The sequence below is a fragment of the Polycyclovorans algicola TG408 genome (assembly GCF_000711245.1).
Lineage (GTDB): Bacteria > Pseudomonadota > Gammaproteobacteria > Nevskiales > Nevskiaceae > Polycyclovorans > Polycyclovorans algicola.
This window is the reverse complement of sequence record NZ_JOMH01000001.1, coordinates 877,877-891,167: the sequence shown is the minus strand read 5'-3', so window position 1 is coordinate 891,167 and position 13,291 is coordinate 877,877. Positions and strand designations below refer to the sequence as shown.

Annotated in this window: 14 protein-coding genes; 2 read left to right on the top strand and 12 right to left on the bottom strand. The window is 64.0% G+C overall.

Going from position 1 to position 13,291, the window contains the following annotated elements; translation table 11 throughout:
• Positions 1-51: 51 nt before the first annotated feature.
• Together U741_RS0104300 and U741_RS0104295 are read left to right on the top strand one after the other, a co-directional pair.
• Positions 52-1,278 (top strand): cytochrome P450, encoded by a 1,227-nt coding sequence (locus U741_RS0104300; RefSeq protein ID WP_052378485.1) that lies wholly within the window; start codon positions 52-54, stop codon positions 1,276-1,278.
• On the top strand, positions 1,275-1,670 hold the full coding sequence (locus U741_RS0104295; RefSeq protein WP_029889258.1) for a nuclear transport factor 2 family protein: 396 nt from the start codon (positions 1,275-1,277) through the stop codon (positions 1,668-1,670). The genes U741_RS0104300 and U741_RS0104295 overlap by 4 nt, the downstream gene beginning before the upstream one ends.
• A gap of 248 nt (positions 1,671-1,918) precedes the next feature.
• Here U741_RS0104295 and mhpD read toward each other — a convergent pair whose 3' ends face one another.
• From mhpD to mtgA, 12 genes are all read right to left on the bottom strand, one after another.
• Positions 1,919-2,698: a 2-keto-4-pentenoate hydratase gene (mhpD, locus tag U741_RS0104290; protein WP_029889257.1), complete on the bottom strand. Its 780-nt coding sequence runs from the start codon at positions 2,696-2,698 to the stop codon at positions 1,919-1,921.
• Positions 2,695-3,546: an alpha/beta fold hydrolase gene (locus U741_RS0104285; RefSeq protein ID WP_029889256.1), complete on the bottom strand. Its 852-nt coding sequence runs from the start codon at positions 3,544-3,546 to the stop codon at positions 2,695-2,697. Before U741_RS0104285 ends, mhpD begins: the two co-directional genes overlap by 4 nt.
• Before the next feature lie 239 nt (positions 3,547-3,785).
• Complete coding sequence (locus tag U741_RS0104280) at positions 3,786-4,496, bottom strand: TetR/AcrR family transcriptional regulator (protein ID WP_052378484.1); 711 nt, start codon at positions 4,494-4,496, stop codon at positions 3,786-3,788.
• Positions 4,483-4,797 carry a Rieske (2Fe-2S) protein gene (locus U741_RS0104275; protein WP_029889254.1) on the bottom strand — a complete coding sequence of 105 codons (315 nt, stop codon included), beginning with the start codon at positions 4,795-4,797 and terminating at the stop codon, positions 4,483-4,485. The genes U741_RS0104280 and U741_RS0104275 overlap by 14 nt, the downstream gene beginning before the upstream one ends.
• A 22-nt stretch (positions 4,798-4,819) precedes the next feature.
• Positions 4,820-5,572, bottom strand: a complete 753-nt coding sequence (locus U741_RS0104270) for an SDR family NAD(P)-dependent oxidoreductase (RefSeq protein WP_029889253.1) — start codon at positions 5,570-5,572, stop codon at positions 4,820-4,822.
• Positions 5,569-6,483 (bottom strand): VOC family protein, encoded by a 915-nt coding sequence (locus U741_RS0104265; protein WP_029889252.1) that lies wholly within the window; start codon positions 6,481-6,483, stop codon positions 5,569-5,571. The genes U741_RS0104270 and U741_RS0104265 overlap by 4 nt, the downstream gene beginning before the upstream one ends.
• 152 nt (positions 6,484-6,635) lie before the next feature.
• A complete protein-coding gene (locus U741_RS0104260; protein ID WP_029889251.1) occupies positions 6,636-7,127 on the bottom strand; it encodes an aromatic-ring-hydroxylating dioxygenase subunit beta in 492 nt (163 codons plus the stop codon).
• Positions 7,127-8,416, bottom strand: a complete 1,290-nt coding sequence (locus U741_RS0104255) for an aromatic ring-hydroxylating oxygenase subunit alpha (RefSeq protein WP_052378483.1) — start codon at positions 8,414-8,416, stop codon at positions 7,127-7,129. Before U741_RS0104255 ends, U741_RS0104260 begins: the two co-directional genes overlap by 1 nt.
• A 66-nt stretch (positions 8,417-8,482) precedes the next feature.
• Positions 8,483-10,177 carry an AMP-binding protein gene (locus tag U741_RS0104250; protein WP_029889249.1) on the bottom strand — a complete coding sequence of 565 codons (1,695 nt, stop codon included), beginning with the start codon at positions 10,175-10,177 and terminating at the stop codon, positions 8,483-8,485.
• A 34-nt stretch (positions 10,178-10,211) separates the two neighbouring features.
• The gene (dmpG, locus tag U741_RS0104245) at positions 10,212-11,240 is read right to left on the bottom strand and encodes a 4-hydroxy-2-oxovalerate aldolase (protein ID WP_029889248.1); all 1,029 of its coding nucleotides are present in this window, start codon (positions 11,238-11,240) and stop codon (positions 10,212-10,214) included.
• A 134-nt stretch (positions 11,241-11,374) separates the two neighbouring features.
• Entirely contained in the window at positions 11,375-12,280 is a 906-nt protein-coding gene (locus U741_RS0104240) for an acetaldehyde dehydrogenase (acetylating) (RefSeq protein ID WP_029889247.1), read from the bottom strand.
• Between the two features lie 154 nt (positions 12,281-12,434).
• Entirely contained in the window at positions 12,435-13,235 is an 801-nt protein-coding gene (gene mtgA, locus U741_RS0104235) for a monofunctional biosynthetic peptidoglycan transglycosylase (RefSeq protein WP_084154647.1), read from the bottom strand.
• Positions 13,236-13,291 lie beyond the last annotated feature (56 nt).

Sequence of the window (13,291 nt, the reverse complement as noted above, 5' to 3'; positions counted from 1 at the left end):
GATTTTCAATAATAAACGGGCATTCGTCCCGTCACGTTCTGGAGGAACACCATGAGCACACAATTTCCACCACAGGACTTGGCCACCGCCAACGTCATCGCCAATCCCTACCCGGCCTATGATGCCCTGCGCGCCCAATCGCCGGTCAGTGGATATGCCGACTGGCCGCCCGGCACGGTGCCGGGGCAGGACGCGCCGCTCAAGGCCTGGGCTTTGCTGCAGCACGCCCATGTGGTCGCCGCATCGAAAGACCACGTGCGCTTCTCGTCCGCCAACTTTCAGCAGGACACCGGCGCGCCCAGCCTGATGCTCGTCAACCACGACGACCCCGAGCACGCAGCCCTGCGCAAGATCGTGATTCAGGCCTTCACCATGAAGCGCGTGCGCGAACTGCGGCCGCACGTGGAGCAGGTGGTGGCCGACTTGATCAACGCGCTGCCGGGCGGTGAAGTCGATCTGGTCTCGACCCTGTGCGCGCCGCTGCCGGCACGCCTGATGGTGCGGCTGCTGGGCCTGCCCAATGACATGGCCGATCCATTCCAGCGTTGGGCCAACGCCTTCATGTTGTCCACCGACATGCCGCCGGAGGAACGCAACCAAAGCAACATCGACATGGTGCGGTACTTCCAGGGCATCGTCGCCGAGCGCGCCGCGCGTTTGCATGCCGGCGCCGAGCCGTCTGGCGACCTGATTGACGCGTTGCTGACCGCCGAGGCCGACGGCGAAAAGCTGACCCACGATGAAGTCTGGCGCTTCTGTTTCACCCTGGTCGTGGCCGGCAGCGAGACCACGATGTACTACGCAGCCAATTGTCTGAACATGCTGCTGGAACACCCCGAGGTCTTCGCCCAGTTGCAGCAGGATCGCAGCCTGATCGGCAAGTTCCAGGCCGAAACCCTGCGCCTCAGTGGCCCGCCGCAGCGCCTGTTCCGCAAGGCTCTGACCGATGTCGAGATCGGCGGCAAGACCATCCGCGAAGGCGAGTGGATCGCGCTGTTCTTCGCCGCCGCCAACCATGATCCCGCCGCCTTCCCGGACCCGGCCCGCTTCCGGCTCGACCGCGAGAATTCAGGCCAGCACCTCAGCTTCGGCCACGGCATTCACTATTGCCTCGGCGCGCCGCTGGCGAATCTCGAAACAGCCTGCCTGATCGAAGGCCTGCTCGACCGCTGCACCGCTCTGCGCCGCGGCAGCACGCCGCCCACCCCGCAGACGGCCACCCTGCTGCAGCACAGCGTGACCCACCTGCCCGCCACGCTTGAAGGACTGAACCCATGAACAATGTCGAAGCCACCCAGGAAATCTTTGTCCGCTTCGGTCGCGGCGATGTGCCCGCCATCGTCGAGATGATGCACCCCGACATCGTCATCGACTTCTACGGCCCGTCGGTCATTCCCTATGCCGGTCATTACGAAGGCAAATCTGGCGCGACCCGCTTCTTCGACACGGTGCTCAGCTCGGTCGACATTCACCAGTTCGATGCCGAGGAGTTCATCGCCGAGCGCGACAAGGTCATCGTCACCGGGCATCTGCGGCTTACCGCCCGCAGCACCGGCGGCGAGATCGAGTCGGACTTCGTCCACGTCATCACCCTGCGGGACGGCAAGTGGCTGCACTTTCGCGACTTCATGAACACGGCGGTGGCTGCCGCCGCGTTCGGCGGTCGTTAGTGTCGTGATGCGCGCTCGGTAAGCCTTATCGGTTTCGATGGGGGGCGAAGTCACTCCCCTCGCCTACTTGCGGGAGAGGCGCGCGCGCAGCGCGGAAATCCAATCGGGTACCCAACCTCGCACCGGCTGACGCCGGCCCTCTCCCACCCCTTCGGGGCACCCTCTCCCACAAGTGGGAGAGGGGAAGCGAGGACTGCCGGAACGCCTGGGTGGCACTTCAAGTGCCCGGCCGCACAACACGTTCTGCCTCAGCCAGCAAACGCAGCACGCACCGACCCCAGACCGTCGATGTGCGCCTCGAACCGATCACCCGGTGACACCACCGACATCGGCCCGAGCGCACCGGAGAGCACGATGTCACCGGCCAGCAAGGGCCGGCCGACTTCGACCATTTTCCGCGCCAGCCACAGGGTGGCGTTGAGCGGATGACCAAGGCAGGCATGGCCAACACCGGACGACACCGACTCACCATTGCGGGTCATGTGCATGGTGCAGTCGCGCAAGTCCAGACCGTTCAGGCCAAAGGGCGTGTTGCCGAGCACGAACAGGCCGCTAGAGGCGTTGTCGGCCACGGTGTCGACCAGGCGAATGTCCCAGTTGGCGACACGGCTGCCGACGATTTCGATGGCGGCGACGGCATAGCCGATGGCGCGCATCAGGTCGGCGACGGTGGCCTGCTCCATGGTCAGGTCACGCTCGAGCACAAAGGCCACTTCGGCCTCCACCTTGGGCTGAATGACCCGGCCCAGCGCCACGGCTTCGTCATCGCACACCGCCATATCGGCGAACAGCATGCCGAAGTCGGGCTGATCAACGCCCAGCTGCTTCTGCACCGCCTGCGAGGTGAGGCCGATCTTGCGGCCTACCAGACGCCGCCCCTGATCCAGCCAGATGCGCGTGTTGTGCTCCTGCACGGCGTAAGCGCTGGCCACGTCGTCGAGGGCAATCAGGTCGCGCACCGGCGCGCAGGCCTGGCCACTGTCGTGTGCCGCCAGCAAACGGGCGGCGGCAGTCTCGACGGCACTCATGAAAAGAAGTCGCGAGCGACGCGGTTGAACTCGTCCGGCGCCTCGTACTGCGGCCAGTGCGCGCCGTCGGCTTCCATCACGTAGAGCGTGGCGTTGGGCAGACGCTTCGCCGCCGCCTCGGCACATTCAAGGTCGTGAATCGGGTTGTTGCGCGTCCACAACATCATCGTCTTCTGCGTGATCTGTTCCAGCGGCAGCAAGTAATCATCGTGGTGGGCCAGCATGCGGTTGACGCGCGGCGTCACCTCAAGGCCTTCGGGCATCAGGTAGTAATGCAGGCGCAGGTTCACCAACTCGTCGGTGACCAGATGGTGGTTGTCGGGGTGAATCAGCCACTCGATGCGGTGCTTGACGATCTCGTAGGTTGGCGCCACCCCGGCGGCCTTCTTGGAGCGCTCCATCAGGTCGGCCATGTCGGCGCGGCCTTTCTCGCTAACGATGGGGATGCCGGCGCCGGTGTTGAGCATCAGCTTGTTGACCCGCTCGGGAAACTGCAGCGCGAAGAAGCCCGACACCCAGCCGCCGAGGGATTCGCCCGACAGATGGGCCTTGTCGATGCCCAGCACATCCATCAGTTCGCGCACCTGGTCGGCCAGCACTTTGGGGCTGTAGTCCATCGCCTTGCGGTTGGACAGCGCGTGGCCGACGTAGTCGAAAGCAATGCAGTGAAACTGGTCCGACAGCGGCATCAGGTTTTTGCAGTACGCCTCAAGGTGACCACCAATACCGTGCTGAAACAGGATCACCGGCGCACCCTTGGGGCCGGCTTCGGCGATGCGGATGCGGCCGTAAGTGGGGGTGTCCACATAACGGATTTCGGTGCCCACCATGTCGAGCCAGAGACTCATCGTTTTCTCTCCATTAATGTGATGCTCGCGTAGCGAGACTTGGTCCCCTCGCCCGCTTGCGGGAGAGGGGGGAACCACCCGCAAAGCGGGTGGTGGGGAGAGGGCGCGCCGCAGGCGCGGAGGACTTCGCCAAAACCCCCGGCCCCTTCGGGCGCCGCCCTCTCCCCGCAAACGTATACGTTTGCCCCTCTCCCGCAAGCGGGCGAGGGGCGTAAACCGCAACCACTACACAACCCTCTTCATCGTTTGGAGGACCGGTTACCGGCCCCGCCATCCAGCAACTTAAGGTGCCCAGCCAATATCAATTTCCACTCGTCGAGCAGACTGCGGAACAGTGCGTCGTCGTGCTGCCACAGCGCGCGTACCGACAGGCCGCGCACCACGCTGATGGTCAGCCACAGCACCTTCTCGGCCTTGTCCTGCGGCAGGCCGCGGGCGACCAGCACGTCCAGCCAAGCCTGTTCGACGCCGAGGCGGCTTTCGCGGGTGTAGCCATAAATCTGGTCGCGCAGCGCGCGGTCCTTGCTGCCGGCCATGACCAGGTCGAGCATGACGCTGAAGTCGGGCCCCAAAAAGAAGTCCATGCAGTCTTCGATGATGGCTTCGATGGGGTCTGCGGCTTCATGGGCCTTGGCGGCGCGCGCCTGGCCGCGCGCCAAGCCATCACGCAACAGGTGCGCGGCGGTGGCCAGTACCAGACTGTCCTTGGTCGGAAAGTGATGCTGCTGCGCACCGCGCGACACCTTGGCGACACGCGCCACCTCGTCGGTGCGAAACCCCGCGTAGCCCTTGCGGCGCAGCACTGCGGCCGCGGCTTCGATGACCTTGAGCTGGGTGGCGTCGGAGCGCTCGGCCTGTGTTCGGCGTTTGGGCCGCGACGGCACGCGTTTTTTGGCGACCCCCGGGAGAACCGACCCCAGGGCGCCAGTGATCAGCTCAGAGCGCGACATGAACCACGTCGTCGATGACCGACACGACATAGGTCTTCAGCGGCTCGCTGCAGGGCGAGGCCATGGCCGCGCCGGAGGCAATGTCGAAGCCGCAGAAGTGCCAGCCGCAGACTACCTGGTCGCCGTCGATCATGCCCTCGTCCGACAGCGAGGCTTCTTCGTGGGTGCAGGTGTCGTCGGTCACGTAGTAAGTGCCGTTGACGTTATAGAGCGCCACCACGGTGCCGTCCGGCAGGGTGGCACTTTTGATCTCGCCTTCGAGCAGTTCGGAGGTCGCGAGCAGGGGATGGGTCTGGGTCATGGCTAAAAGAATTTGAATGGGTTCACAGCATGGTGGTGCCGCCGTTCACACTGATGACTTGACCCGTTACAAAGGACGCCTCCTCGGTAGCCAGGTAAGTGACCATCGACGCGATCTCGGCCATGGTGCCGGGGCGCCCCATGGGCACGATCTCGGTGACCTTGCGCACCAGCTCGGGATTGGCTTTCGCCACCTCCTCCAGCTGCGGCGTCGCCACCACACAGGGCGCCACGGTGTTGACGGTAATGCCGTCACGGGCAAACTCGCGCGCCAGCCCGGTGGTCATGCCGTGCATGCCGCCCTTGGCGGCGTTGTAGGCGGCGTGGTCGAACAGACCGTTACGCACCGAGTCGGCGCCCAGATTGACGATCCGGCCGTAGCCCCTGGCTTTCATGATCGGCAGCGCCAACCAGCAGCACCAGATGCAGGTCCACAGGTTGCGATCAATCGTGGCGCGCAAGGTGTCGGGCGTGTGCTCGAGGAAGGGCCGCAGAATGCCGCCGCCGGCGTTGTTGACGAGGATGTCGACGGTGCCGAAATGCTCGGTGGCGGCAGCGATGGTGCGCTCGGCGACGGCCTGGTCAGACAGGTCACCCGCCACCGTCACCACCTCGGCCCCCTGCTTGCGTAACTGCGCAGCCGCCGCCTCAACGGTGGCGGCATCCAGATCACCGAGCACCAACCGGGCACCTTCGCGGGCAAAGCGCTCGGCGACGGCCAAGCCGATGCCGCGTCCGGCACCGGTGATCACCGCCACACGGCCGTCGAACCTCATGCGTCAGCCTGCTCGGGGCGCTGTTCGATCTGGCCGACCTTGCCAAACGCGGGCGTCGGCACGCTGCCCCAACTGTCCAGCGTGCCTGGCACCGGCTCCAGCAGCCGCGCTTCACGTGCGCCCTGCTCGGGGAAGGTTTCCATGCCGAAGCTGTATTCCACGGTCATCCGGTCCGGGTCGAGGAAGTACAGGAAAATGCTTTCAGAGGGCTGGTGGCGCCCGGGCCCGAACACGATCTCGACGTCGTTCTGCTTCATCCGGTTCATCGCCCGACCGACATCATCGACATCGGTGACCATAAAATTGACGTGGTTCAGGTGGTTGTCGGCACCCGCCAAAATCGCCAGCGAGTGGTGCAGCGGGTTTGGATAGGCCCGTAGAAACGCCGCAAAGCCGGGCACGAAGTCCGAGACCTTGAAACCCAGTTTGTCGGTGAGCCACCCCAGCGCACCGTCGAAGTCCTGCACGTTGATCACCACGTGACCCAGCCGTTCGATCTTGCTCACAGTGGGCGTGTAGGCCTTGGCCATCTGCATCATCTGCACGAAGAACTCGAAGCAGATGCCCGAGTCCGGCAGGCGGAAGCGGAAGGCCGCCACCGTGCGCAGGGCCTTAAGCTCCTCGGCCGAGACGGGCTCGATTACCAGCCCCAGCGCCTCGACATGCTGCTGCGCGGCGGCCAGATCGGCGGCACTTTCCAGCTCGAAGCCGATGCGCTTGAGGCCGGGCTCGCCCGCCGGATACAGCAACACGTTGTGATGGTCACGCGAGCAGCGCAGCGCGGCGAAGGCGTCGCTGGATTCGCTGACCGTCAAGCCGACCAGGTCGCGGTAATAGTCAGTGCTGCGCGCAAGGTCGGTGACGTTGAGCGCCACATAGCCGAGGCGGCGGTAGCGGAAGGGGATGTTCATCGAATCGCTCCAAACATGGTCAGGAACCGTAGCGAGCGAAGGCATTTGGGCCTTCGAGCAGCGCAGGAACCGGAGTTGATGTGTAAATCAATGAGGCTTCCGAGCAGCGCAGAAGGCCCAAATGCCGAGCGCAGTAGGTTCATGACCATGTTTCAAAGAATGATGCTGATGCGACCGTTCGGCTTTAAGCCATCCATGTCGAGCACGCAGCGCTTCTCGCGGATGCGCAGGCCGTCGGGCGTGACCGCGATGCGGTAGCGATAGCTGCCGATATAGGTTTCGGTGAGGCCCATCTTGGTGCGATACGTCAGCACGGCGGCGCCCACGTCCAGCTCGTCATCCTTGCGGCCACGGATGCGCACGTTGCTGACCAGATGACGGGTTTTGGAGCGCGGAAACTCGGCGTGCGCGGTGCGCTTGAGCAAACGCTCAACGCGCTGTTCCAGCCGGAAACGGTCATCGGCAACGTAAAACAGCGAGTCATCCGGCGACGCATTGGGCGCCGAATCGGTGGTCGGCACGTAGTAGCAGCCATCGGCGGTGAACAGGTCCAGCCATTCCTTGAGGCGCCATTCGTCGAGCATCTCGGCCTCGAGGAACATGAAGTCTTCGACCTGCTCGCGGGTCACGGTGTCGATGTTCATTACACACCTCCCTGGGTCGGCACGCGGGCGCCGGTGCGGCGTTGCCACTCGCTCCAGAACACGCGCATCTGCAGCTCGTCGTCGTAGTTGACCTTCTCCTTGATCATGCCCTTGGAGATGTCGTTCCATGGCGCTTCCTTCATCGCGTTGTAGCCGCGCTGGCACTGCTCCAACGCCTCGACGTCATCCGGCGTTGCGAAGCCGCCGGGGCCAAGAAATTCGAGGAAGTTCGACAGGCGGAACTTGCGCGCCCAGGGGCTTTCATCCTCCGGCGCCAACGCCCACGCGGAGATCTGCATGGCGTCCGGCGCAGTGGGGAAATAGGTGCGGATGGTGATCGCCATGATGTCGTTGATCACCAGATTCGGGAAGATGAACATGTTGCGATTGAGCGTGGCGATGCGGTCGGCACGTTCCTCGCCGAAGCGCTCGACCAGACGGGCCTTGACCTTGTTCAGCTCGACCTTGCCCTCTTCGCCCCAGAGCGGAATCCACTGCGCCACCGGGCGGCCCCACGGCGCCTTGTACTCGATCACCGCGTGGCCATTGCCAAGGTCGTAGCCGGTGCCGTCAAACGGCACCGGACTCATGCTGCCCTGCATGTTTTTCAGGTAGTCGACGTAGGTCGCGTGGGTGTTCATCGCGTGGTAGCCGTCGATGGAATTCTCGGTCAGCAGCTTCCAGTTGGCGCGAATCTGGTACTCCTGCGTGCCGCCGACCAGCGACATGCCGACCTCGGACTGGTCGGCAATGATGTCGATCCACTCCTTGGCACCGGCCAGATAGTCGCTGAGCGACTCCACATTGGGATCGAAGCAGATGAACCAGAAGCCGCGATACACGTCGAGCCGTGGCACCGGCACCAGGTTGGCGGCGCCGTCGGCATTGAAGTCTTCGGGGTAGCACTCGCTGCCCGGCTGGCTCTTCAGCGCGCCGTCGTTGCCGAACACCCAGCCGTGATAGAAGCACTGAAAGCTCTTGGCGTTGCCCTTGGCCTCGCGGCAGACCTGCGCACCGCGGTGCGGACAGGTGTTGAACAGCGCGTTGACCTTGTTCTGTTTGTCGCGGGTGAACAGGATGTTGCGCTTGGCGATGATGCGGGTCACGAAATCGCCGGGCTTGACCAGCTCGGAGTCGTGGCCGACATAGAGCCAGCACTTGGCGAAAATCTTCTCGTATTCCTGCTCGAAAATCGCCGGGTCGGTGAAGCCGCTGCGGTTCACCTTGAAGCGGTGATTGTCGGCTTCGTGCCAGACGATGGGTTGCTCGTTCATGGTCGGTTGGTTCATCAGCCTCTCCTCTCTAATCGGTTTCGCTCAGCAAGCCGTTTGGGCCGAGCGTCTGTTGTCCCGCGATCAACTGTCGGTGAAATCGGTTTCAAAAAATTCCTGCGTACCGCGCGCGCCGCTGGCCCGCTGGGCGGCTTCAGCCGCGCGCAAGTCGGTACGACGAATCTTGCCGGAGACGGTCTTGGGCAACTCCTCGCAGAACTCGATCACACGAATCTTCTGATACGGCGCCAAGCGCTCGCGGGTGAACTTCAGAATGCTGCGCGCCGTGTCGGCACTGGCCGCCACGCCGGGTTTGAGAATCACGCAGGCCTTGGGCACGCAGAGGCGCTTGGCGTCAGGGCTTTCAACCACTGCCGACTCGGCGACCAGGTCGCATTCCATCAGCGCGCTTTCCAGCTCGAACGGCGAGATGCGGTAGTCGCTGGACTTGAACACGTCATCGGTGCGACCTACGAACCAGAAAAACCCGTCGGCATCGCGTGAGGCAACATCGCCAGTGCCGTAATGACTCCCGCCCAGCGCCATGCGGGTTTTCTCGGCATCGCCGACATACCCGGCCATCACCCCGGCCGGGCGCGGGTTGAGCCGCACCGACACCTCGCCCTCGTCGGCGGACTGGCCGTCGGTATCGAGCAAGTCCAGCGCGTAGCCCGGCAGGGGGCGGCCCATGGAGCCGTAGCGCAGCGGCTGGCCCGGCGGGTTGCCGAGCATGGCGGTCGATTCGGTCTGGCCATAGCCCTCGCGGATGGTCAGGCCCCAGGCGGCTTTCACGCGCTCGATCACCTCGGGGTTGAGTGGCTCACCGGCGCTGACCAGCTCACGCAGCTTGACCGGATATTGCGACAGGTTTTGCAGAATCAGCGAACGCCACGCGGTCGGCGGCGCGCAGAGCGTGGTCACGCCGCAGCGCACCAGCGTGTCCAGGGTCTTTGCCGCGTCGAAGCGGCCCTGGTTGTAGATGAAGATGGTGGCGCCCACCGTCCATGGCGCGAAAAAGCAGCTCCACGCGTGCTTGGCCCAGCCGGGCGAGCTGATGTTGAGGTGCACGTCGTCGGGCTGCAGCCCCAGCCAGTACAGGGTCGACAAATGCCCCACCGGGTAGCTGTAGTGGGTGTGCAACACCATCTTCGGCTTCGAGGTGGTGCCCGAGGTGAAATACAGCACGCAGGGGTCGCTGGACGGCGTCATGCCGTCGGGCTGGAAACGCTCGGACGACGCGACCGAGCCGGCATAGTCCGTCCAGCCGGACTGCTCACCATTGACCTGGATGCGGATACAGTCATCGGCGAGGCCGGCAAAGCGCTCGACGTAATCGGTATCGACGATGACGCCGCGCATCTGGCCGCGCGTGATGCGATCGCGCAGGTCGGCCTCGGACAGCAGCGTGGTGGCGGGGCTGAGCACCGCACCAATCTTCATCGCCGCCAGCATCAGCTCCCACAACTCGACGCGGTTGGGCAGCATCACCAGCAGTCGGTCGCCGCGGCGGATGCCCTGCTCGCGCAGGAAATTGGCCGCGCGGTTGGAGGCGACACGCAGGTCCTCAAAACTGCGGCTGAGCTCGGCGCCGGACTCGTCCACGATGCGCAGTGCGGCGCGCTGATTGCCCTTGGCGAGCGCATCAAAGTGATCCAGCGCCCAGTTGAACTCGGGCAGCACCGGCCAGCGGAACTCGGCCATCGCCTTGGCGTAATCCAGCCGATGGGTGATCAGCAGATCGCGGGCGGCGGCAAAGGCCAGGACTTCACTCGATGTCATGCGGACTCCTCAATCCGGAAATACGGCGGACGGCTCAAGCTTTGGCGCGGGCAAGATCAAGTGCCACATCTTCAATCATGTCTTCCTGACCACCCACGGTCTTGCGCCGCCCCATTTCCACAAGAATGTCGCGGGCCGACACGCCGTATTTGGCTTCAGCCCGCTTGGCGAACAGCAGGAATGACGAGTACACACCGGCATAACCCAAGGTCAGCGAGTTGCGATCAATGCGAACCGGGAAGTCGAGAATCGGGGTGACCCGGTCTTCGGCGACATCGGAGATCTTGAACACGTCCACACCGGTTTCGATGCCCATGCGATTGCACACGGCCACGAACACTTCCATGGGCGTGTTGCCCGCGCCTGCGCCCATGCCGCCGCAGGCACAGTCGATGCGGCGTGCGCCTGCCGCCACGGCGGCCACAGAATTGGCAACGCCCATGGCGAGGTTGTGATGGCCATGAAAGCCAATCTCGGTTTCGGGCTTGGCCTTGTCGCGCAGCAGCGCGACGCGGGCGGTGACATCGTCCGGCAGCATGTAGCCCGCCGAGTCAGTGATGTACAGGCAGTTGGCGCCGTAGGACTCCATCAACAACGCCTGCTCGACGAGTTTTTCAGGCGCGATCATGTGCGCCATCATCAGAAAGCCCACGGTGTCCAAACCCATCTCGCGGCCCAGATTGATGTGCTGCTCGGACACATCCGCTTCGGTGCAGTGCGTGGCCACACGAATGGTGGTGACGCCGCAGTCGGCCGCCATGCGCAGATGGTCCACGGTGCCAATACCCGGCAGCAGCAGTGCCGAAATCTTGGCGTTTTTCATCAGCGGCACGACGGCGCGCAGGTATTCCTCGTCGCTGGCGGCGGCAAAGCCGTAGTTCACCGAAGCGCCGCCGAGGCCGTCACCGTGGGTCACTTCGATCAGTGGACAGCCTGCCTCGTCCAGACCCTGGGCGATGTTTTTCATCTGCTCCACCGTGATCTGGTGACGCTTGGGGTGCATGCCGTCGCGCAGCGACATGTCGTGCACTTTGATCTGGATGCCCTTCAGGTTTTGGCTCATCTCGATACTCCTTGGCTGCAATTTTCCCCGCAGGGGTGGGAGAGGGCCGCACATCAGTGCGGAGCTTCTCGCTGGCTGGCGCCAGCGCCCTCTCCCTAACCCTCTCCCGCCTGCGGGAGAGGGAACGGTTGTCTTTATGCCGCCTCGAGGTTCAACCGCCCCGCGAAGATTTCTTCGGCAAACAGTTCGGCAGTCCGTGCCGCCGAGGCGGTCATGATGTCGAGGTTGCCGGCGTACTTCGGCAGGTAGTCGCCCAAGCCCTCGACTTCGAGAAACACGGAGACCCGCTTGCCCTCGAACACCGGCCCATTCTTCAAGCGATAGCCCGGCACGTACTTCTGCACCTCGGCCAGCATGCGGTGCACGGATTCGGTGATGGCCTGCTGGTCGGGCTCGTCCACGGTGAGGCAGTGCACGGTGTCGCGCATGATCATTGGCGGCTCGGCCGGGTTAATGACGATGATGGCCTTGCCTTCGTCGGCACCGCCGATCTTGGCGACGGCCCCCGCGGTGGTGCGGGTGAATTCGTCGATGTTCTTACGGGTGCCGGGACCGACGGATTTGCTGGCGACGGTGGCAATGATCTCTGCGTATTTGACCCGCTGAACCCGCGACACGGCGTAGACCATGGGAATGGTCGCCTGGCCACCGCAGGTGACCATGTTCACATTCATTTCGCGCTTGCCGGCGTGTTCTTTCAAATTGATCGGCGGCACGCAGTAAGGCCCGATGGCGGCCGGCGTCAGGTCAATCATCATCACGCCGAGGGCGTTCAACTTGTCGGAGTTGGCCTTGTGCACGTAAGCGCTGGTGGCATCAAAAGCGATCTGGATGCCGTCGGCCTTCACATGCTCAAGCATGCCGTCGACGCCCTGGTCGGTGGTCTTGAGGCCCATTTCACGGGCGCGGGCCAAGCCTTCGGAGGTCGGGTCGACGCCGATCATCCACACCGGCTCCAGCAGCGGGGAGCGCTGCAATTTGTAGAGCAGGTCGGTGCCGATGTTGCCAGGGCCAATGATGGCGCAGGGGATTTTGGTCATGAAGGCTCCTCGGGGGTCTGCGTCCGCGTTCATGGCGTGCGCGCAGATGATGATTGTCTTGGTTTGGCCAAGAGCCTAAACCATCACCCCTCGGCATGCAACATTCCGGCTAGCTCGCTTGTAAGTTGCACATTAGAGGTCGCAGTCCAAGGCCTTACAGGCGGTCGAGGGTCACCTGCCCGAGCTGCCGCATCTGGCCCTGTATCCATGCCGCACGCTCACTGACATACGGTGACGGCGGCGACACGCGATACCGGCGCGGGCTGGGCAGCACCGCCGCCAGCAACGCCGCCTCGTATTCACTCAGTCGGGCAGCGGGCTTGCCGAAGTAGAACCGGGCGGCCGCCTCCACGCCGTAGATGCCCTCGCCGAATTCGGCACTGTTAAGGTACACCTCGAGGATGCGCTGTTTGGACCACAGGATCTCGATCAACAGGGTGTAGCCCAACTCAAGGCCCTTGCGCACCCAGCTGCGCCCCTGCCAAAGGAACAGATTCTTGGCAACCTGCTGGCTGATGGTGCTGGCGCCGCGGGTACGGCCACCCTCACGGTTGTGTTCCAGGGCCTTGTTGATGGCCACGAGATCAAGCCCGAAGTGATCCGGAAAGCGTTGATCCTCGGCCGCGATCACCGCCAGGCCTGCGACCGGTGCGATCTCCTCCCACGGCACCCAGCGGTGTTGCAGCGCCGCGAGGTCGGGATTGGCCAGACGATCGACCTGGTAACCGACCATGAAACTGGACGTCCACGCGGGAACAAACCGCAACACCAGCACCGGCACGATCGTCAGCAACACCGCGGCAAGCAGGGCCAGCACGGCACGCCGCAGCCGGGCGCGAGCGCCCCAGCCGGGTAGCGCCGGACGCCGACGCCGAACGCGGCGTGGGCGTCCGCGGCGGCGCAGATCCGCCAGGACGATCAAGCCGGAATCGACATCGGGCGGCTTTCGAGACATGGCCTATTGTGCGACAGCTCCACTCGACCAACCAGCAGCGGCAATCGCTAAGGCCG

Bases quoted from the DNA above. Each gene is read 5' to 3' on its own strand.
- U741_RS0104300 (WP_052378485.1), top strand. From the start codon at position 52: ATGAGCACACAATTTCCACCACAGGACTTGGCCACCGCCAACGTCATC.
- U741_RS0104295 (WP_029889258.1), top strand. From the start codon at position 1,275: ATGAACAATGTCGAAGCCACCCAGGAAATCTTTGTCCGCTTCGGTCGC.
- mhpD (WP_029889257.1), bottom strand. From the start codon at position 2,698: ATGAGTGCCGTCGAGACTGCCGCCGCCCGTTTGCTGGCGGCACACGAC.
- U741_RS0104285 (WP_029889256.1), bottom strand. From the start codon at position 3,546: ATGAGTCTCTGGCTCGACATGGTGGGCACCGAAATCCGTTATGTGGAC.
- U741_RS0104280 (WP_052378484.1), bottom strand. From the start codon at position 4,496: ATGTCGCGCTCTGAGCTGATCACTGGCGCCCTGGGGTCGGTTCTCCCG.
- U741_RS0104275 (WP_029889254.1), bottom strand. From the start codon at position 4,797: ATGACCCAGACCCATCCCCTGCTCGCGACCTCCGAACTGCTCGAAGGC.
- U741_RS0104270 (WP_029889253.1), bottom strand. From the start codon at position 5,572: ATGAGGTTCGACGGCCGTGTGGCGGTGATCACCGGTGCCGGACGCGGC.
- U741_RS0104265 (WP_029889252.1), bottom strand. From the start codon at position 6,483: ATGAACATCCCCTTCCGCTACCGCCGCCTCGGCTATGTGGCGCTCAAC.
- U741_RS0104260 (WP_029889251.1), bottom strand. From the start codon at position 7,127: ATGAACATCGACACCGTGACCCGCGAGCAGGTCGAAGACTTCATGTTC.
- U741_RS0104255 (WP_052378483.1), bottom strand. From the start codon at position 8,416: ATGAACCAACCGACCATGAACGAGCAACCCATCGTCTGGCACGAAGCC.
- U741_RS0104250 (WP_029889249.1), bottom strand. From the start codon at position 10,177: ATGACATCGAGTGAAGTCCTGGCCTTTGCCGCCGCCCGCGATCTGCTG.
- dmpG (WP_029889248.1), bottom strand. From the start codon at position 11,240: ATGAGCCAAAACCTGAAGGGCATCCAGATCAAAGTGCACGACATGTCG.
- U741_RS0104240 (WP_029889247.1), bottom strand. From the start codon at position 12,280: ATGACCAAAATCCCCTGCGCCATCATTGGCCCTGGCAACATCGGCACC.
- mtgA (WP_084154647.1), bottom strand. From the start codon at position 13,235: ATGTCTCGAAAGCCGCCCGATGTCGATTCCGGCTTGATCGTCCTGGCG.